The sequence below is a fragment of the Nocardia sp. NPDC055165 genome (genome assembly GCF_053606985.1).
Window position 1 is genome coordinate 1 of record NZ_JBSGSS010000014.1, and the last position, 17,354, is coordinate 17,354.

At 68.8% G+C, this 17,354-nt stretch carries 15 protein-coding genes; 9 read left to right on the forward strand and 6 right to left on the reverse strand.

Going from position 1 to position 17,354, the window contains the following annotated elements; genetic code table 11:
- Positions 1-190: 190 nt before the first annotated feature.
- The 4 genes from ACWFRF_RS25520 (at position 191) to ACWFRF_RS25535 (ending at position 4,746) form a co-directional block, all read left to right on the forward strand.
- Positions 191-1,924 (forward strand): ABC transporter family substrate-binding protein, encoded by a 1,734-nt coding sequence (locus tag ACWFRF_RS25520; protein ID WP_378638427.1) that lies wholly within the window; start codon positions 191-193, stop codon positions 1,922-1,924.
- On the forward strand, positions 1,921-2,802 hold the full coding sequence (gene mshB, locus ACWFRF_RS25525) for an N-acetyl-1-D-myo-inositol-2-amino-2-deoxy-alpha-D-glucopyranoside deacetylase (RefSeq protein WP_452452618.1): 882 nt from the start codon (positions 1,921-1,923) through the stop codon (positions 2,800-2,802). The genes ACWFRF_RS25520 and mshB overlap by 4 nt, the downstream gene beginning before the upstream one ends.
- Before the next feature lie 98 nt (positions 2,803-2,900).
- Positions 2,901-4,316, forward strand: a complete 1,416-nt coding sequence (locus tag ACWFRF_RS25530; protein WP_452452619.1) for an amino acid permease — start codon at positions 2,901-2,903, stop codon at positions 4,314-4,316.
- 10 nt (positions 4,317-4,326) lie between these two features.
- A complete protein-coding gene (locus tag ACWFRF_RS25535) occupies positions 4,327-4,746 on the forward strand; it encodes a hypothetical protein (protein WP_378993334.1) in 420 nt (139 codons plus the stop codon).
- Here ACWFRF_RS25535 and ACWFRF_RS25540 read toward each other — a convergent pair.
- The 3 genes from ACWFRF_RS25540 to ACWFRF_RS25550 form a co-directional block, all read right to left on the reverse strand.
- A complete protein-coding gene (locus ACWFRF_RS25540) occupies positions 4,736-5,089 on the reverse strand; it encodes a DUF1622 domain-containing protein (RefSeq protein WP_379314420.1) in 354 nt (117 codons plus the stop codon). The two genes, ACWFRF_RS25535 and ACWFRF_RS25540, sit on opposite strands and share 11 nt — an antisense overlap.
- 101 nt (positions 5,090-5,190) lie before the next feature.
- Positions 5,191-6,702, reverse strand: a complete 1,512-nt coding sequence (locus ACWFRF_RS25545) for a PH domain-containing protein (protein WP_452452791.1) — start codon at positions 6,700-6,702, stop codon at positions 5,191-5,193.
- Between the two features lie 35 nt (positions 6,703-6,737).
- Positions 6,738-7,238 (reverse strand): PH domain-containing protein, encoded by a 501-nt coding sequence (locus ACWFRF_RS25550; protein ID WP_378993337.1) that lies wholly within the window; start codon positions 7,236-7,238, stop codon positions 6,738-6,740.
- 151 nt (positions 7,239-7,389) lie between these two features.
- On the opposite strand from ACWFRF_RS25550, the gene ACWFRF_RS25555 reads away from it, so the two are divergent.
- The 4 genes from ACWFRF_RS25555 to ACWFRF_RS25570 all read left to right on the forward strand — a co-directional run bounded on the left by ACWFRF_RS25555 (position 7,390) and on the right by ACWFRF_RS25570 (position 13,308).
- Complete coding sequence (locus ACWFRF_RS25555) at positions 7,390-9,990, forward strand: bifunctional FO biosynthesis protein CofGH (RefSeq protein ID WP_378993339.1); 2,601 nt, start codon at positions 7,390-7,392, stop codon at positions 9,988-9,990.
- A 108-nt stretch (positions 9,991-10,098) separates the two neighbouring features.
- Complete coding sequence (gene fdxA / locus ACWFRF_RS25560) at positions 10,099-10,422, forward strand: ferredoxin (protein WP_056813450.1); 324 nt, start codon at positions 10,099-10,101, stop codon at positions 10,420-10,422.
- A 35-nt stretch (positions 10,423-10,457) separates the two neighbouring features.
- On the forward strand, positions 10,458-11,543 hold the full coding sequence (dapC, locus tag ACWFRF_RS25565; protein ID WP_452452793.1) for a succinyldiaminopimelate transaminase: 1,086 nt from the start codon (positions 10,458-10,460) through the stop codon (positions 11,541-11,543).
- A gap of 124 nt (positions 11,544-11,667) precedes the next feature.
- Positions 11,668-13,308, forward strand: coding sequence for a protein kinase domain-containing protein (locus tag ACWFRF_RS25570; RefSeq protein ID WP_452452622.1), 1,641 nt, complete (start codon positions 11,668-11,670; stop codon positions 13,306-13,308).
- A gap of 32 nt (positions 13,309-13,340) precedes the next feature.
- Here ACWFRF_RS25570 and ACWFRF_RS25575 read toward each other — a convergent pair whose 3' ends face one another.
- Together ACWFRF_RS25575 and ACWFRF_RS25580 are read right to left on the reverse strand one after the other, a co-directional pair.
- Positions 13,341-14,051 carry a hypothetical protein gene (locus tag ACWFRF_RS25575; RefSeq protein WP_452452624.1) on the reverse strand — a complete coding sequence of 237 codons (711 nt, stop codon included), beginning with the start codon at positions 14,049-14,051 and terminating at the stop codon, positions 13,341-13,343.
- Positions 14,052-14,143: 92 nt separating this feature from the next.
- Positions 14,144-14,995 carry an oxygenase MpaB family protein gene (locus ACWFRF_RS25580; RefSeq protein ID WP_452452626.1) on the reverse strand — a complete coding sequence of 284 codons (852 nt, stop codon included), beginning with the start codon at positions 14,993-14,995 and terminating at the stop codon, positions 14,144-14,146.
- A 122-nt stretch (positions 14,996-15,117) separates the two neighbouring features.
- Between ACWFRF_RS25580 and ACWFRF_RS25585 the strand changes: the two genes are divergently transcribed.
- Positions 15,118-16,548: an acyl-CoA synthetase gene (locus ACWFRF_RS25585; RefSeq protein ID WP_452452628.1), complete on the forward strand. Its 1,431-nt coding sequence runs from the start codon at positions 15,118-15,120 to the stop codon at positions 16,546-16,548.
- A gap of 19 nt (positions 16,549-16,567) precedes the next feature.
- On the opposite strand, the gene ACWFRF_RS25590 is transcribed toward ACWFRF_RS25585, so the two are convergent.
- The gene (locus ACWFRF_RS25590) at positions 16,568-17,239 is read right to left on the reverse strand and encodes a molybdopterin-dependent oxidoreductase (RefSeq protein ID WP_379313433.1); all 672 of its coding nucleotides are present in this window, start codon (positions 17,237-17,239) and stop codon (positions 16,568-16,570) included.
- Between the last annotated feature and the right edge of the window lie 115 nt (positions 17,240-17,354).

The following is a 17,354-nucleotide window of genomic DNA, read 5'->3' on the forward strand; positions in this document are numbered from 1 at the left end:
TCGTGTCCCAGGGCCCCCCAAACCCCCCCCGCTAACTTGGCGCCATTTTTTCCCCCGGGCGGGGCCGGGGTACCGGAAACGGACCCGGCCGACGCCTTTTCGTAGGCCTGTACTGGCCGAACGGCAGCCGATCGAGGGGTTGGGTAGAGTGCGCAAGGTGAGTTCGGGGCGGCACGCAGGGTGGCGTGCGATGGTGCTGGCGATGATTGCCTCGACGGCGGTCGTGGCCGGTTGCACGGCGAATCCGCCACCGCCGATCGAGTCCTCCGACTCTCCCAAGACCACCCAGGCCAAGCCGGGCAAGAACACCGTCGTCGTCGCGATCGACGACATCGGGATCGGGTTCAACCCGCATCTGCGCTCGGATCAGTCGCCGGTGACCAGTGCGGTGAGTTCGATGGTGCTGCCCAGCCCGTTCCGCGCCGCGCCGAGTCCCGTGCATCCCGGTCTGGTCGACTGGGTGCCCGATACCTCGCTGATCGTGTCGGCCGATGTGACGGCCCAGGAGCCGTTCACCATCACCTACACCCTGCGTAATCAGGCCAATTGGTCCGATGGCGCCCCGATCGCCGCCGAGGATTTCCGGTTCCTCTGGCAGCAGATGATCAGCCAGCCCGGTGTGGTGGACCCGGCCGGCTACCGGCTCATCTCCGATGTGGCGTCCTCGGGTGGCGGCAAGACTGTGACGGTCACCATGACCCAGCCCTACCCGGCCTGGCGTGAACTGTTCTCGAATCTGCTGCCCTCGCACCTGGTGAAGGACTCGCCGGGTGGGTTCACCAGCGGGCTGGTCGACAAGATCCCGGTCTCGGGCGGCAATTTCACCATCAAATCGGTCGATCGCGGACGCGACGAGATCCTGCTCGAACGCAACGACCGCTTCTGGGGCACCCCGGCCTCCCCGGATCAGATCCAGTTCCGTCGCGGCGGTACACCCTCGCAGCTGGCCGAATCGCTGCGCACCGGCGACGCGCAGATGGCGCTCGTGCACGGCGGCGTGGCGACCCAGGCGCAACTGGCCGCGATTCCCTCGGTGCGGACCACGATCATGCCGCAGGCCCGCGAACTGCAACTCGCGCTCAACGGCCGTTCCGGCGATCTCGCCGATGTCCGGGTCCGCAAGGCGGTGCTCGCACTGCTCGACCCCGCCCTGCTGGCGACCGTCGGTGCGCAGACCGGTGGTTGGGTAGAACCCGCACGCGCACAGGTGCTTTCGCCGTCGAGTCCCGGCTATGTGCCCACCGCGCCGCCGCGGATGACCGCCGATGAAGCGTTCGCACTGCTGGCCGAGGCGGGCTTCGGTCGCGCACCGGAGGCGCAGCAGACCGGTTCGCCCACCTCGCCCGCGCCGCGCCCGCGCTCGGTGGCGCGCAACGGTAAGGGGCTGTCGGTGCGGATCGGCGCCGTCACCGAGGACGCGTCGGCGCTGGCCGTCGCCAATACCGCCGCCGACCAATTGCGCAGTGCCGGTATCGATGCCACCGTTCGCGGCCTGGCCGCCGATGAGCTGTACGGCAAGGACCTCACCGAATCCTCGATCGACGCCATCGTCGGCTGGGAGCTCGCGGGCGGCGACCCCGCCACCGCGCTCGCCTCCCGCTACGGCTGTCCGCCCGTCGAACCGGCCGGCGCCGAAGGTCCCGCCTTGGCCGCGGCCGAGGCGTATCGCAAGGCGCCCAGCAATATCGGCGGTGTGTGCGATCCGACTCTGCAACCCTCGATCGACGAAGCGCTGCGCGGGTTCGAGGTGCCGCGGATCCTGGCCGAATCCGAGCCACGGTTGTGGGAACTGGCGACCGTGTTGCCGATCGTGCAGGACAACGTCGTCGCGGCGGCCGGTCCGCGCGTCGACGGTGTGTCGCTGTCGGGCGCCATCCAGGTCGGCATCTTCGGTGATACAGCACAGTGGCGGAGGATCCCATGACCGAGACCGGCGGCCTGCTCCTGGTCCACGCCCACCCCGATGACGAAACCCTCACCACGGGCGGCACTATCGCGCACTACCGCCGCCGTGGTGTCCCGGTGACGGTGGTCACCTGCACGCTCGGCGAGGAGGGTGAGGTCATCGGCGAACGGTGGTCGCGCCTGATCGCGGCCGAAGCCGACCAGCTCGGCGGCTACCGCATCGGCGAACTCACCGCCGCGCTGTCGGCCCTCGACGCGGGCGAGCCGTGGTTCCTCGGAGGCCCCGGCCGGTGGCGCGATTCCGGCATGGCGGGCACGCCGTCGGCGGCGAACCCGCGGGCCTTCGTGAATTCCGGTGACGTCGCCGTCGACGCGCTCGTCGCGGTGATTCTCGAACTGCGACCCCGGGTCGTCGTCACCTACGACCCGCGCGGCGGCTACGGCCATCCCGACCACATTCGCGCGCACGAGATCACCACCGCGGCGGTCGTGGCCGCTGCCGAACAGGGCTGGGACGTCCCGAAGTTCTACTGGACCGTCACCGACGGCGATCTGCTGCGCCAGCACACCGCCGCGCTGGCTCGCCGCACCGTCGACGAACTGCCCGGCGCACTGCCCCCGGGCTGGCGTCTGCCCGTCGAGGCGGAACTGGCCGCCATGTCGACGAGCGGGGTGACCACCGTGGTCGACGTCTCCGACGCGGTCTCGGCCAAGCGCGCCGCCATGCGCGCGCACGCCACCCAGGTCACCGTCGCGCCGAGTGGCCGGGAATTCGCTCTGTCGAACAACATCGCGCTGCCGGTGCTGCCGGAGGAGCATTTCAGGCTGGTGCGCGGTACTCGCGGCGAGCTCGGCGCCGATGGGTTCGAGCACGACCTGTTCGCCGGTCTCGATTGAGTAGCTAGCCACAGGGTTGCCATCGTGCCTCGGCGCGCGGGCCGGTACCGTTCCGGTGTCCGCGTTCTCGGGTGTTCTCACACGATGGGTGGGGTGTCATGACCGCTGTGGGTGATCGACCGGATCTCGACGCCGAGGACGCCGGGTATCACAAGTCCCTCGGCAGACGTCAGCTGATGATGATCGCGATCGGCGGCGCGATCGGCACCGGCCTGTTCCTGAGTTCCGGTGGCAGGCTGGCCAGTGCGGGGCCCATGCTGTGGGTCGTCTACGCGGTCTGCGGCGTGTTCGTGTTCTTCATCCTGCGCGCACTGGGCGAGCTGGTGCTGCACCGCCCCACCTCCGGTTCGTTCGTCTCCTACGCGCGCGAATTCCTCGGGGAGAAAGCCGCTTTCGTCGCGGGTTGGATGTATTTCCTGAACTGGTCGATGACCGGCATCGCCGACTCCACGGCCATCGCGCTGTACTTCCACTACTGGCAGCCGATGACCTCGGTACCGCAGTGGGTGCTGGCGCTGATCGCCTTGGTGATCGTGCTGATCGTGAACCTGGTGAGCGTCAAGGCATTCGGTGAGCTGGAGTTCTGGGCCGCGCTGGTGAAGGTGACCGCGCTGTGTGCCTTCCTGGTGATCGGCACGGTGTTCCTGCTGGGGCGCTTCACCATTCGTGGTGAACAGACCGGCCCGCCGATGATCTCCGAGCACGGTGGCATGTTCCCGACCGGCGTCCTGCCGCTGGTGCTGGTCACCTCGGGCGTGATCTTCGCCTATGCCGCCGTCGAATTGGTCGGTACGGCGGCGGGGGAGACCAAGGATCCCGAGAAGCTGATGCCGCGGGCGATCAACTCGGTGATCCTGCGGATCGCGGTGTTCTACGTCGGATCGCTGCTGTTGCTCGGACTCCTGCTGCCGTACACGTCCTATCACTCGGGGGAGAGCCCGTTCGTCACGTTCTTCGCCGCGCTCGGCGTGCCCGGCATCGGCTCGCTGATGAATATCGTCGTGCTCACCGCGGCGTTCTCCAGTCTCAACGCCGGTCTGTATTCGACCGGGCGCATTCTGCGTTCGATGTCGATGCGCGGTAGCGCCCCTCGGTTCACCTCGGTGATGAGCAGCCACGGCGTGCCCTACGGCGGGATCCTGCTCACCTTCGGCGTCGCACTGCTCGGGGTGGTGCTCAACGGGTTCGTTCCGGATCAGGCCTTCGAGATCGTCTTGAATGTGGCCTCGCTGGGCATCCTGGCGTCGTGGGCCACCATCGTGCTCTGTCAGTTGCGGATGTGGCACCTGTGGAAGCGGGGGCAGCTCGAGCGGCCCGCGTTCCGGATGATGGGCGCGCCGTACACCGGCTGGGCCACGCTGGCCTTCCTGTGCGCGGTGCTGGTCCTGATGGCGATCGACCGCCCGGTCGGGACCTGGACGGTGGCGAGCCTGCTGGTGATCGGGCCCGCGCTGCTGATCGGCTGGCGGTTCTCCCGGGCGCGGGCGGCACAGCAGACCGCTTCGGCCGAATAGACTCACGCGCATGGTGACCGATCGCGATCAGCCCACCGCCGTGCTGCGGTCCGCACGCATCTCCGGCGTGGCGGATCCGCTGATCTCGGGGCTCATCGTCGTGCTGCTGCTGGTCGACGCGCTGATCACCCTGGCCGTCGAAGTGCTGTTCCTGCCCCTGTACATCGGCTCGCTGGCGTTTCCGGTGGTGGCGCTGTTCGCCGCACCCATCAACATCGCGCTGGTCTACGGCATGGAATCGGTGACCGACCGAATCGGCTTCACTTTCGCCCCGATCGTGGTGTGGGTGTTCGGGTTCCTGGTCTGCGCCTCGCGTGGCCCCGGCGGTGACATCATGCTCGGCAGCGACGGCCGCACCCTGTTGCTGTTCGCCTGCGGTGTGCTCGCGCCCGCGGGGTACCTGTACTACCGGTCGAACGTCAGCCGGTAGCTTTCGTCTTCTGCCACGGCCACCGGCCGGTCAGCTCGAGTTCGAGCGAGTAGCTCAGGAACGTCCGCACCAGCACGATCAAGGCCAGCACGCCCACACTGGTGAACGTCGGCGCGATGGCCACCGTGCGGATGATGTCGGCCGCCACCAGGAATTCCAGGCCGAGCAGGATCGCTCGGCCCAGCCCGCGCCGATAGGTGCCGTAGGCGAGCTCGAACTCCTCGTGCCCGGCCAGCTGTCGCAGGAAGCGGACCGTGCCGACGAACGCGCCGATGACGATAGCCGCGACGCCCGCGGCGTCCAGCACTTTGCCCGCGTTCTCGATAACCTCGGTGAAATGCACGAATCACCCCTAGCGTCAGCGGCACGGCGATCGAATCGAACGCTACGCCGCGTCGCTGTCGTCCGCGTCGCTATCGGGCTCGGCGGGTCTTGCCGGACCTTTCAGCGTGTGCCGAGTCCGCCCGGGGTCACTTCTTCGATCAGCGCCGCGGCCGCAGCGATCGGGATGTCGACCACCAGATAGGCCTTCTTGCCCGCGGCGGTGGCCGCGACGACGGTGGCGAGTCCGGCGCGGCGCTGCCAGAAGGTCTGCCGCACAGTCCATCCGATGATGCCGGGAGCTTCGAGGCAGTCCCGATTGCGGTCGAGGCTGCCGCGGCGGGTGATCAGCCAGGTCGGGCCGGTGGTGCCGGGGAGCACGCGGTGGCCGAGGCCGCGATAGCGGTCCTCGGCGAGCAGGGCCATGACGACGGCGAAGACCACCGGGAAGGTCCAGGCCCACGGTGCCAGATGGCCACCCGTGAGCACGACGGCGAGCATGGCGACGACAACGATCCCGACGGGCCACGCGGCGCGGGTGTAGCGGCGACGGCGGGCGGCGGGTCCGTGTCTGCGCAGGTCGACGGTGCCCAGGGCGGAACCGGTGATCGGTTGTGGCGCGGCCGAATCGGCCGATACTTTCGCCTGCGGGGCGCGACGGCTGCGGAGTAGTTCGTCGAGGGTGCGTTCGACGGCGACGCGGGGCGCCTGGGGAAGGATCTTCTGGCGGGGGTTCTCGCCGGTCATGATCATTTCCAGCTGGGCGGCGCGGGCGGCGCGCAGCAGGAGCGGTTCGTTGAGGGTGGCGCCACGGAAGCGGGCGAGGTCGAGGGTGATCTGGCGGGTGGTGAACAGTCCGTGGCGCAGGTGCAGGGTGGTGCCGTTGTCGAGCACGCGCAGGCCGAACCAGGTGGCGAGGTACTGGCCGCACGCGGCGAGGCTCACCAGCGCCAACGTCAGCACGGTCAACCCCGCGATGGTGATCGTGACGATCGCCGCGGTGTCGTCGTCGAGATGTTGAACGACAGCACTTTCCGACAGCACGTCGATCACCCCGTATTGCGCGCCGAGCCCCGCGATCGGCGCGACGACAGCCAGTCCGGTCAGCGACAGCGGCGCGTAGCGCACCCACGCCGCCCGCCAGTGCCCGATCTCCACCCCGGACTCGGCGAGCGCGTCAGGGCGCGAAACATGGGGCGCTCCGGCCGCGTCGACGTGATCGGGCGCGTGTTGGCCGGTGTGGGAGAGCAATTCGGCCCGCAGCGCCGGGATCTGACTCGTATCGAGCGCGTCGAGCTTGAACTCCTCGCCCTTGTCGGTCTGCTTGCCGGTACCGATCGCCAGCACCGCCAGCCCCAGCACCCGGTGCAGCAGATCGGCTTCCACATCCACCGACCGGATGCGCGGCCTCGGCACCGACAAGGTCCGGCGCGCCACGATTCCACTGCGCAGTTGCACGTGATCGGCGTCGATCCGATACGACGTGGTGAACCAGCGCGCGATACCGAACGCCGCGACCAGCACCACCGGGATGAGACTCCACAGCGGATTGCCGCTGGTCGTGCCGACGATGATCGAACCGAGCAGCACCGGAATGTATTTCATGATCTCGTTGACCGGATACACCAGCAGCATGCGCGGGTCGAGGCGCTGCCATTCGACGGGCTGGATCACGTCGCGTCCCCGCGGTGCTGCGCGGCGATCGCGGTCAGCCGCAGCACCGTCTCCTCGGCCACCGGCAGGTCGAGCGCACTGATCTTCACCGCCCCGGCCGACGACGCGGTGGTCACGGTGACCGTCGCCAGCCCCAGGATCCGTTCCAGCGGCCCACGCTCGGTGTCCACGGTCTGTACCCGCGAGATCGGCGCGACCCGTGACTCCTGATCCAGCCACCCCACCCGCGTGTACACGGCCTCATCGGTCACCTCCCACCGATGCACCGCGTAGCGCCACACCGGGATCACCACGACGGCGAGCACCGCGAGCACCACGAGGGCCAGCCCGGCGAGCACCTGCCAGCCGCGACGGTCCCCGTCGAGCACCGCCCACACCCCGAGCGCGATGAACAACACCACCACGCCGATCGTGTTCTCCAATGCCCACAGCAGCTTGGCCTTGGCACTCGGACGCCAGGCCGGTTCGGCCAGGATGGTGGAACGCGGCAGTGACATGCTGCCCATGGTTCCATGCGCGTGCGACGGTTTCACCCCGTCGGGAATACGCGTGGTCACGGTGGAGGTTGTCGTCGGACAAGGACGACCACGCCGCGCCCGCCGTGGGCCCGTGACCTCACCGACCACACGTCCGGGGAAGAAGTAGCGCATGATCGACGGGGTGACCGATCTTCCGAAGCCGAGCGTTCCGATGTCGCCGCCGAGTCCCGCCGCGATGCGACGGGCCCTGCGCCGAGCCCGCGACGGCGTCACGTTGAACGTCGACGAGGCCACCGTCCTGCTGCATGCCACCGGCGACGACCTCGCCGACCTGTGCGCCAGCGCCGCCAGAGTCCGCGACGCGGGCCTGGAATCGGCGGGCCGCCCACGCACGATCAGCTATTCGCGCAATGTGTTCATCCCGCTCACCAAGCTGTGCCGGGACAAGTGCCACTACTGCACGTTCGTCACCGTGCCCGGCAAGCTGCGCGCCGAGGGCAAGGGCATGTTCCTCGAACCCGACGAGGTGCTCGAGATCGCCCGTCAGGGTGCTGCCCTGGGGTGCAAGGAAGCGCTGTTCACCCTGGGCGACCGGCCGGAGGACCGCTGGCCGGAGGCCGCGCAGTGGCTCGACGAGCGCGGCTACGACTCCACCCTCGACTATCTGCGCGCCGTCTCCATCCTCGTGCTGGAGGAGACCGGTCTGCTGCCGCACCTGAACCCCGGCGTGATGAGCTGGAACGAGATCTCCCGCCTCAAGCCTGTCGCCCAGTCCATGGGCATGATGCTCGAAACCACCGCCACCAGGCTGTTCACCGACAAGGGCGAATGCCACTACGGCAGCCCCGACAAGGATCCGGCGGTCCGGCTGCGCTCGATCACCGACGCGGGCAGGCTCTCGGTGCCCTACACCACCGGCATCCTGGTGGGCATCGGCGAGAATCTCACCGAGCGCGCCGAGTCGATCATGGCGATTCGCAAGCAGCACCGGGAGTTCGGGCACATCCAGGAAGTGATCGTGCAGAACTTCCGCGCCAAGGACGACACCGCCATGCGCGATGTTCCCGATGCGGGCGTGGCGGAGTTCCTGGCGACCGTCGCGGTGACGAGATTGCTGCTGGGCCCCGATGTCCCGGTGCAAGCCCCGCCGAATCTGGTGTCGCACAGTGATTGCCGGGCGCTGATCGACGCCGGCATCGACGATTGGGGTGGGGTGTCGCCGGTGACGGTCGACCACGTCAACCCCGAACGCCCGTGGCCGAATCTGGACACCCTGCGCGAGATCACCGAGGCGGCCGGGTTCACCCTCGTCGAGCGCACCTCCGCGCACCCGAAATACGTTCGCGCGGGCCATCCGTGGATCGATCCCCGGATCGGCGCGCATGTCGACGCGCTCACCGACCCCGCGACGGGCCTGGCCAGGCCCGAGGCCGTGCCGGTCGGCCTGCCGTGGCAGGAACCCGACGAGTCATGGGATTCGGTCGGCCGCGTCGACCTGAACACCGCCATCGACACCGAGGGACGAAATACCGACAGCCGCAGCGATTCCGGGCTCGGTCAGGAAGTCGTCGGCGCGTTCGGCGACTGGGAGACGATTCGCGAACACGCCCGCGACCTGGCTGTCGTCGCGCCCGAGCGGCTCGATTCCGAGGTGCTCGACGCCCTGCGCGCCGCCGAGAAGGACCCGGCGGGCCTCACCGACGATCAGTACCTGGCCCTGGCCACCGCCGACGGCGCGAACATGGAAGCTGTTGCCGCACTGGCCGACTCGTTGCGACGCGAGGTCTCCGGCAACGAGGTCACCTATGTGGTGAACCGCAATATCAACTTCACCAATATCTGCTACACCGGCTGCCGCTTCTGCGCCTTCGCCCAGCGCAAGGGCGACGCGGACGCCTTCACCCTCAGCACCGACGAGGTCGCCGACCGCGCGTGGGAGGCCCACGTCGACGGCGCCACCGAGATCTGCATGCAGGGCGGCATCGACCCCGAACTCCCCGTCACCGGCTACGCCGACCTGGTCCGCGCCATCAAGGCGCGGGTGCCGTCGATGCACGTCCATGCCTTCAGTCCCATGGAGATCGTCAACGGCGCCTCGCGCGGGGGCCAGAGCATCCACGACTGGCTGTCGGCGCTGAAGGAAGCCGGATTGGGCTCGATCCCCGGAACGGCCGCCGAAATCCTCGACGACGAGGTCCGCTGGGTGCTCACCAAGGGCAAACTCCCCACCTCGGCCTGGATCGAGGTCATCACCACCGCGCACAAGCTGGGCATCCCGTCGAGTTCGACGATGATGTACGGACATGTGGACAACCCGAAGCACTGGGTGGGCCACCTGCGGGTGCTGCGCGGCATCCAGGACGAGACGGGCGGCTTCACCGAGTTCGTCCCGCTCCCGTTCGTCCACCAGAGCGCACCGCTCTACCTCGCAGGCGCGGCCCGGCCCGGCCCCACCAACCGCGACAACCGCGCGGTCCATGCGCTGGCCCGGATCATGCTGCACGGCCGCATCCACAACATCCAGACCAGCTGGGTGAAACTGGGTACCCTCGGTACCCAGGCCATGCTCACCGGTGGCGCCAACGATCTGGGTGGCACGCTGATGGAGGAGACCATCTCCCGGATGGCCGGTTCCCAGCACGGTTCGGCGAAAACCGTCGCCGAGCTCACCGAGATCGCGGCGGGCATCGACCGTCCGGTCCGCGAACGCACCACCACCTACGGAGTGGTCGAGGCCAAACCGGCACCGTTGCCATTGGCTATCGGATGATTGTCAGTGTGAGTTAGGGCAGGCTGACCTGGGAGTAATGTGGGCGGTCGGGATAGTGTTTCGTGGGCGGAGTAACCCCGCAGGTGAGGACAGACTAGGAGAACGGCAGTGCCGTACATCATCGCTGAACCGTGCGTTGACGTGAAGGACAAGGCGTGCATCGAGGAATGCCCCGTGGATTGCATCTACGAGGGTGGTCGCATGCTCTACATCCAACCCGACGAGTGCGTGGACTGTGGTGCGTGTGAGCCGGTCTGCCCCGTGGAGGCGATCTTCTACGAGGACGACACTCCGGATCAGTGGAGCGGTTACATCAACGCCAACGTCGACTTCTTCAACGAGCTGGGATCCCCCGGTGGCGCGACCAAGGTCGGTGTGGTCGATTTCGACCCCGCCTTCATCAAGGCGCTGCCCCCGATGGCCGAAGAGTGAGCGCAGGGGTGCCCACCCAGAGCCGGAAGGGCCGGGTGAGCGGCCTGCTGCCCGATTTTCCCTGGGACACCATCGCGGCGGTCAAGCAGAAGGCGGCCACCCACCCCGGTGGCCTCGTCGATCTGTCCGTGGGTACACCGGTGGACCCGGTCGATCCGCTGATCCGCGCGGCCCTGGGCTCGGTGGCGGCCGTTCCCGGCTATCCGACCACGCACGGCACCCCTGAGCTGCGCTCCGCCGCTGTCGCCGCGTTGGCGCGCCGGTTCGGCGTCACCGGCGTCGACCCGGCGGCGGTGCTGCCGGTGCTCGGCACGAAAGAGCTCATCGCCGGGCTGCCGCGACTGCTCGGTATCGGCGCCGACGATCTGGTGGTGATCCCCGAGATCGCCTATCCGACCTATGAGGTCGGCGCGCTGCTGGCGGGCGCGAAGCCTTGGCGCGCAGACGGTCTCACTCAGATCGGCCCGCAGAATCCGGCGCTGATCTTCGTGAACTCGCCCTCGAACCCCACCGGCAAGGTGCTGCCCGTCGAGCACCTGCGCAAGGTGGTGGCGTTCGCGCGCGAGCGCGGCGCGATCGTCGCGTCCGACGAGTGCTACCTGGGCCTGACCTGGGAGGGCGAGGCCGTCTCGATTCTCGACCCGCGCGTCTGCGATGGCGACCACACCGGTCTGCTGGCCATCCATTCCCTGTCGAAGACCTCGAATCTGGCCAGCTACCGTGCCGGTTTCCTCGCCGGCGACCCGGAACTGGTGGCCGAGCTGCTCGAGGTGCGCAAGCACTCCGGCATGATCATGCCGTTCCCGATCCAGGCCGCGATGACCGCCGCGCTCAGCGACGACGTGCACGAGGCCGAGCAGCGTGAGCGTTACCGCGCCCGTCGCGAGATCCTGCGAAAAGCTTTGACGCAGGCGGGTTTCCGCATCGACTTCTCCGAAGCCGGTCTGTACCTGTGGGTTACCCGCGGCGAGCCCTGCCGCGTGACCCTGGACTGGCTCGCCGAACGCGGAATCCTCGCCGCTCCCGGCGATTTCTACGGTCCCCGTTCGCCCGAGCACGTGCGTATCGCCCTCACCGCCACCGACGAACGCATCGCCGAAGCGGCCGCACGCCTGTCCTGAACACCGTCTCCGCACGAACCGCTGGGTAGATCGCGCCCAGCGGTTCGCGCTGTCCCCGGCGGCCGATATCGTGTGGAGCACAGGGGCGGTAGCTGTCCTGCACAAGATCGAGAGGCACAGCGGAATGCGCGGGGTGGAGTTCAGTGCGGGCACGGTCTTCGCGGGGTACCGGATCGACCGGCTGCTGGGCCGGGGCGGAATGGGCACCGTGTACCTCGCGGCGCATCCGCGCCTGCCTCGGCAGGTGGCGCTGAAACTGCTCGATCGCGAACTGTATTCCGACGACGAGGTCCGTGGGCGGTTCGAGCGGGAGGCGGACGTGTCCGCCCATCTCGATCATCCCGGCATCGTCTCGGTGCTCGACCGTGGCGTCGAAGACGGCCTGATGTGGATCTCCATGCAGTACGTCGACGGCCGCGACGCCTCGGTGTTCCGCGGCGAGCCGCTTGATCCGGCGCGGGCGATCGGGATCATCGCGCAGACCGCCGAGGCACTGGACTACGCCCATGATCGCGGTGTGCTGCACCGAGATGTGAAGCCCGCCAACATCTTGCTGGCCCCCAGCCGCTCCGGCGACCGTGTCCTGCTCACCGATTTCGGTATCGCGCGGCTGCGCGGCGACGCCCGCCAGCTCACCCGCACCGGAGCCTTTCTCGCCACCCTCGCCTACGCCTCGCCCGAACAACTCTCGGGCGCCCCGGTCGACCACCGCTGCGACCAGTACTCGCTCGGCTGTACTCTGTTCACCCTGCTCACCGGCCAAAGCCCCTTTCCCGCGGACAATCCCGGGGCGGTGGTCGCCGCCCACCTCACCAAGCCGGTACCGCGCGCGTCCGCGATGATCGACGACCTGCCGCCCGGAATCGACGCGGTCATCGCGCGGGTCATGGCGAAGGAACCTGCCGAAAGATTCGACAGCTGTGTGGAATTCGCGCAGGCGGCGACGGCGGCGCTGGTCCGCACCGATCTCGTGTCGCCGGGTGTCGGCAGTTTCGGGCCACCGCGTGTTCGGGAAGTCGGCAGCGCGGCAAGCGGTTCCGCTTCTGCGTCGCAAGCGCCTCGCCCTTCCGGTCGGGAAGTGCGGTCTGCGGATCCTGCGGCGAATTCGCTGAACCCGACTCTGGTGAGTTCACCGTTTGCCTCCGTGCCGCAGCAGGCCGTAGATCGCGGCGGGGCGCAGGTCGACCGTGCGCGGCCACAGCGGGCGGTTTCCTCGCGGTGGCGCGTACTCGCGGTGAGTCTGCTCGTGCTGGCGACGGTCGCCGGGATCGGGGTGATCGGCGTCGGTGCGATCTATTGGAAGTTCGTGCGCCCGAATCGAGTTCCGCCGCCGCCCACCTGGGGTGCGCACGCGTCGGTGGCCTCGGGATTCACCGACTTGATCCCGTCGGGACCCGCCGGGCGCGGCTGGCGGGAGGCGAACTGTTCGGCGACTCCGTCGCTGGTCGTGCTGCCGGGCGACCCGGCGCCGCTCCAGCAGATCACCTGCACGGACGCCGACGGTCTCATCGCGTGGTACACCGAGTACCCCTCCGCCGCCGACGCCGATGCCTACCTGCTGCGGCACACCACCGAGGACCTCACGCGCGAACTGCACCACACCAGCCTCGCCGCCTACCGGCCACGCGACCCCGCCGCACCGTTCACTCTCGCGGCGAGGGAGCGCGGCAACGTCTTCAGCGCGAACTCGGTGGTGGAGGTGTCATGGCCGGGCCACACCTTCGAGGAGACCCGCGACGACTGGTGGCAGCAAGCCCCGTTCTGATGCGGGCGGTGCTGTCGCACCATGAACTGCTGTCAGTACGCCCCGGCCAGGCGAAGGATCAGCGCGGGCAGGGCGTCGAGCACATCGGCGGACTGGTCGGCCGGGGTGCCGTAGGTGTGCGCGGCGACCGAGAAGCTGGGCCCGAAGGATGCGGAGGCCACCTCGGGGGCGCCCACATCCGACCATCCCCACTTGCTGCCGTGTACGCCGGGCAGCTGGGCGGTGCCCCAGTTCTGGGGAGTGCCGTCGGCGGCGGTGTTGCTCGCGCCCGCCATCCACTCGAAGATCGGCGAACCCGGGTCGGTGCGCTGCTTGGCGGCCAGGAAGTCGGTGATGTCGGCGGTGCTGGTGCTCGACCGGCCCCAGTCGGCGGTGCCGTGCGTCCCGCGCAATCCGTATTCGCTCGCGGTCGCTTCGATCGCTTGCGGATATTTGCCGGCGAGTTGGGTGGCGGCGCCGTCGTCGGAGTCACGGATCATCCGTTCCGACAGCGCGCGGTCCTGCGGCGAACCGTCGCCGTGGCGCAGCGCGTAATCGGCGATGTAGAGCTTCGACATCGACAGCGCCGCCCGCGATTCGTGCTCGTTGGCGGTGCCCCAGGCGAATCCGCCCGGCATCCGCAACGACATGGCGGTTCGCGGCGGCACCGTCGCCGGGTCCTCGTCGGCGTGGGCGGCAGGCGCGGCCGCCATGAGGCCGACGGCGACCGCCGCCGCACACCATGTCACTGTTCGAATGCTCACGAACGTCCTCCGATTCCGCGCGACGCGTTGCGATCGTGGGGAATGAAACCCGAACGCCGCAGGTCGGCGTGGGAGGCGCGCGGCAATGCCGATCAGATCAGCGGCTTGCCGCGCCGGTTGCGGCGGCGCATGTCGACGAGGGCGACGTTGAAGGGGAAGTTGCGCAGGGGACGTGGCAGGCGGCCCGTCACCGTGCCGGTGGTGCGCATCAGGCGGTTGAGTTTGCGCTCGTCGGCGGAGCTCCACGACAGGCCGAGTTCGTCTCGGAGGTGTTGGGGGAGTAGGCCGGTGGTGAACCAGCGGTGGAAGCGGGCGAAGGGCAGGCGCAGGGGCGGGCTCACCATCTTCAGGTCGAGCAGGTCGTCGAAGTAGGCCTTGATCGTGGTGTCGATGCTGGTGAGCTTCAGATGCTCGGACCAGTAGGCATCGAACGCGGCGCGATCGGCGGGCCACATCTCGCGGGGCACCTGGAGGGTGGTGCCGAGGTAGTGGGCGTAGTCGTAGAAGGTGTCGGCGACGGCGTCGTCGACGGGGCCGTAGAGGCGATGCATCACGTCGACCGAGCCCCAGTACAGGCACGCGGCCACCCACAGCTGCAAGTTCTTGTCGAAGGCGTTGTACTTCACCGGGCTGTCGGCGGTGGAGTGGACGTGGCGGTGCGCGCCGTTGATGGCGGTGCGGAAGGCCTCGCGGTCCGCGTCGGTGCCCATCAGCGCCACCGACAGGTAGGTGAGCGTGGTTCGGGTGCGCTTCACCGGATGCTTCATGATGCTGCCGCTGTGCACCGTCGATTCGGCGACGCCGTAGCCGACGGGGGCCAGGCTGAGCTGCATGATCACATTGGCGGTCGCGCCGTAGAAGGCCGCGGAACCGTTGACGTAGTCGCGGATGTCGAAGGGCGCCGGTTCGGACCGCTGCGAACGCGAGCGCGACAGGATGGTCATCGTTGACCCCGTTTTCGTCGAAGAGAGCGTGAGAGACTTATGCATTTAATGTCTCACCACGGTGTCGGAGTGTCAACGACGGCGGCGGCACCCACCGAATCGCGTCACGTTAGCGTTGACGGATGCCCTATGGTCCGCCGCCGCTGCTGCTCGCCTCGCTGAATCCGGCCGCCGTCGCCGCCGGGGATGACATTCCCGACGCCGTCACCATCGATGATGCCACCGTCTCGCGCAGCGATCTGCTGGGTTCGGCAACATCGGTGGCGGAACGCATCGCTCGCGCCGACCGGGTCGCGGTACTGGCCGAACCCACTCTGCGAACCGTGATCGCCGTGGTCGGCTGCCTGATCGCAGGGGTGACCGTGGTTCCGGTGCCGCCGGACTCGGGCGCCGCCGAACGCGAGCACATCCTGCGCGATTCGGGCGCGCAGGCCTGGCTCGGCCCGGCGCCGGAGGGCACGGACCTGCCGGTGGTACCGGTGCGGCTGCACGCACGGTCGTGGCACACCTATCCCGAACCGGATCCGGCCGCGATCGCCTTCATCCTCTACACCTCGGGAACCACCGGGGCGCCCAAGGGCGTGATGCTCAGCCGCGGCGCGATCGCCGCCGGGCTCGACGCGCTGGCCGAGGCGTGGGCGTGGACGTGGAAAGACACACTGGTGCACGGGCTTCCGCTGTTCCACGTGCACGGGCTGATCCTCGGGCTGCTCGGGCCGCTGCGGGTCGGCAGTCCGGTGATCCACACCGGCAAGCCGACGCCGGAGGCCTACGCGGCCGCGGGCGGCAGTCTGTATTTCGGGGTGCCGACGGTGTGGTCACGCGTGGTCGAGCGGCCCGAACTGGCCAAGGAGCTGAGTAGGGCGCGGCTGCTCGTCTCGGGCAGCGCGCCGCTGCCGGTGCCGGTGTTCGAGAAGCTGGCCGAGCTCACCGGGCAGGCGCCGGTGGAGCGGTACGGAATGAGCGAAACCATGATCACGCTGTCCACCCGGGCCGACGGCGAGCGCAGGCCCGGCTGGGTCGGCACGCCGGTGCGCGGGGTGCAGACCAGGCTGCGCGACGAAGCGGGCGAGCCCGTTCCGCACGACGGCGCGAGCATCGGCGGCCTGCAGGTGCGCGGACCGATGCTGTTCGGCGGGTATCTGAACCGGCCGGAGGCCACCGCGCGGGACTGGACCGAGGACGGGTGGTTCCGCACCGGCGATGTGGCCGTCATCGATGGCGACGGGTTCCATCGCATCGTCGGGCGCGAGTCGATCGACCTCATCAAATCCGGTGGTTACCGCATCGGCGCGGGGGAGATCGAGACCGCGCTGCTCGGGCATCCGGCGGTCGTCGAGGTCGCCGTGGTCGGGCTGCCCGACGACGACCTCGGGCAGCGGATCGTGGCCTTCGTCGTTGCGCGCGACGGGAGTTCCGACACGCTCGGCGTTGAGCTCACCGCCTATGTGGGCGAACAGCTTTCGGCCCACAAGCGGCCACGGGAGGTTCGCTTCGTCGACGCGCTCCCGCGCAACGCGATGGGCAAGGTGCAGAAGAAACTGCTCGACTGAGGCTGTCCGGCACCGGGATTCACGCAGTTCGTTCGGTACTTCCGCGAGCGCTCATCCGGCGGATCGGCCCGATCAACGCGTGATAGATCGGCCGGACCACCCTGCCCGGCAGGTATCGATGGCGCTCTTCCGCCCAGACGCGCGCCCTGCGGTGCCCCGCGAGCGGTGACCACTTGTCCGGGTCGACGGGCTGCGCGGTGTGGAATTCGATGCGGCACAGGTGTTTCGTGTTGACGAACCCGTACTGGCCGGGGCTCACCAGCCGGATCGGCGCGCCGTGGTCGCTGGTGAGTGGCTGTCCGTCGAGTCGGTCGGCGATGAGCACATCATCGGCCATGGCGTCGGCGAGTAGCGCGACCGATCGATAACCGTCGAGCCCTTCGAAGACGACATGGCTGATCGAGCTACCCGGCGCGAGCAGCGGTTCGACGCGCGTGCGATAGAGCGTGGCGAACGGGACGCCCGCCCAGCGCAGGTCGGTGGCGGACCAGCCGGCCACGCAGTGGAAGTCGGCCCGCACCTGCACGCGCGGTAGCTCGGCGAGGTCCGCCAGGGTGAGCGTGAGCGGTTCCGTCAGCGGCCCGCCGATCTCGATTACCGGGTTCGCGGGAATCGGCGGCGGTGGGTGATGGAGATGTGTGCCGAAACGGGGGAAGCCGTCGATCGCGCGTTGACCAGGGGGAAGTGTCATGTCGAACCTCCAGTTATACGGTGCCGTATATTTGACAGCTTAGCGCGCGGACCCTGTGAGGTCGAGGGGTGAGGCCGCTCGCGGCTGTGTGCTCGCCCCCTCGCCCTCGGCGACC

Excerpts from the sequence above, each read along its gene's own strand:
- ACWFRF_RS25570 (WP_452452622.1), top strand. The coding sequence starts at position 11,668 with ATGCGCGGGGTGGAGTTCAGTGCGGGCACGGTCTTCGCGGGGTACCGG.
- ACWFRF_RS25550 (WP_378993337.1), bottom strand. The coding sequence starts at position 7,238 with ATGTCACTGCCGCGTTCCACCATCCTGGCCGAACCGGCCTGGCGTCCG.
- ACWFRF_RS25530 (WP_452452619.1), top strand. The coding sequence starts at position 2,901 with ATGACCGCTGTGGGTGATCGACCGGATCTCGACGCCGAGGACGCCGGG.
- ACWFRF_RS25555 (WP_378993339.1), top strand. The coding sequence starts at position 7,390 with ATGATCGACGGGGTGACCGATCTTCCGAAGCCGAGCGTTCCGATGTCG.
- ACWFRF_RS25580 (WP_452452626.1), bottom strand. The coding sequence starts at position 14,995 with ATGACCATCCTGTCGCGCTCGCGTTCGCAGCGGTCCGAACCGGCGCCC.
- ACWFRF_RS25545 (WP_452452791.1), bottom strand. The coding sequence starts at position 6,702 with ATGCTGCTGGTGTATCCGGTCAACGAGATCATGAAATACATTCCGGTG.
- ACWFRF_RS25535 (WP_378993334.1), top strand. The coding sequence starts at position 4,327 with ATGGTGACCGATCGCGATCAGCCCACCGCCGTGCTGCGGTCCGCACGC.
- ACWFRF_RS25585 (WP_452452628.1), top strand. The coding sequence starts at position 15,118 with ATGCCCTATGGTCCGCCGCCGCTGCTGCTCGCCTCGCTGAATCCGGCC.
- ACWFRF_RS25590 (WP_379313433.1), bottom strand. The coding sequence starts at position 17,239 with ATGACACTTCCCCCTGGTCAACGCGCGATCGACGGCTTCCCCCGTTTC.
- ACWFRF_RS25520 (WP_378638427.1), top strand. The coding sequence starts at position 191 with ATGGTGCTGGCGATGATTGCCTCGACGGCGGTCGTGGCCGGTTGCACG.
- mshB (WP_452452618.1), top strand. The coding sequence starts at position 1,921 with ATGACCGAGACCGGCGGCCTGCTCCTGGTCCACGCCCACCCCGATGAC.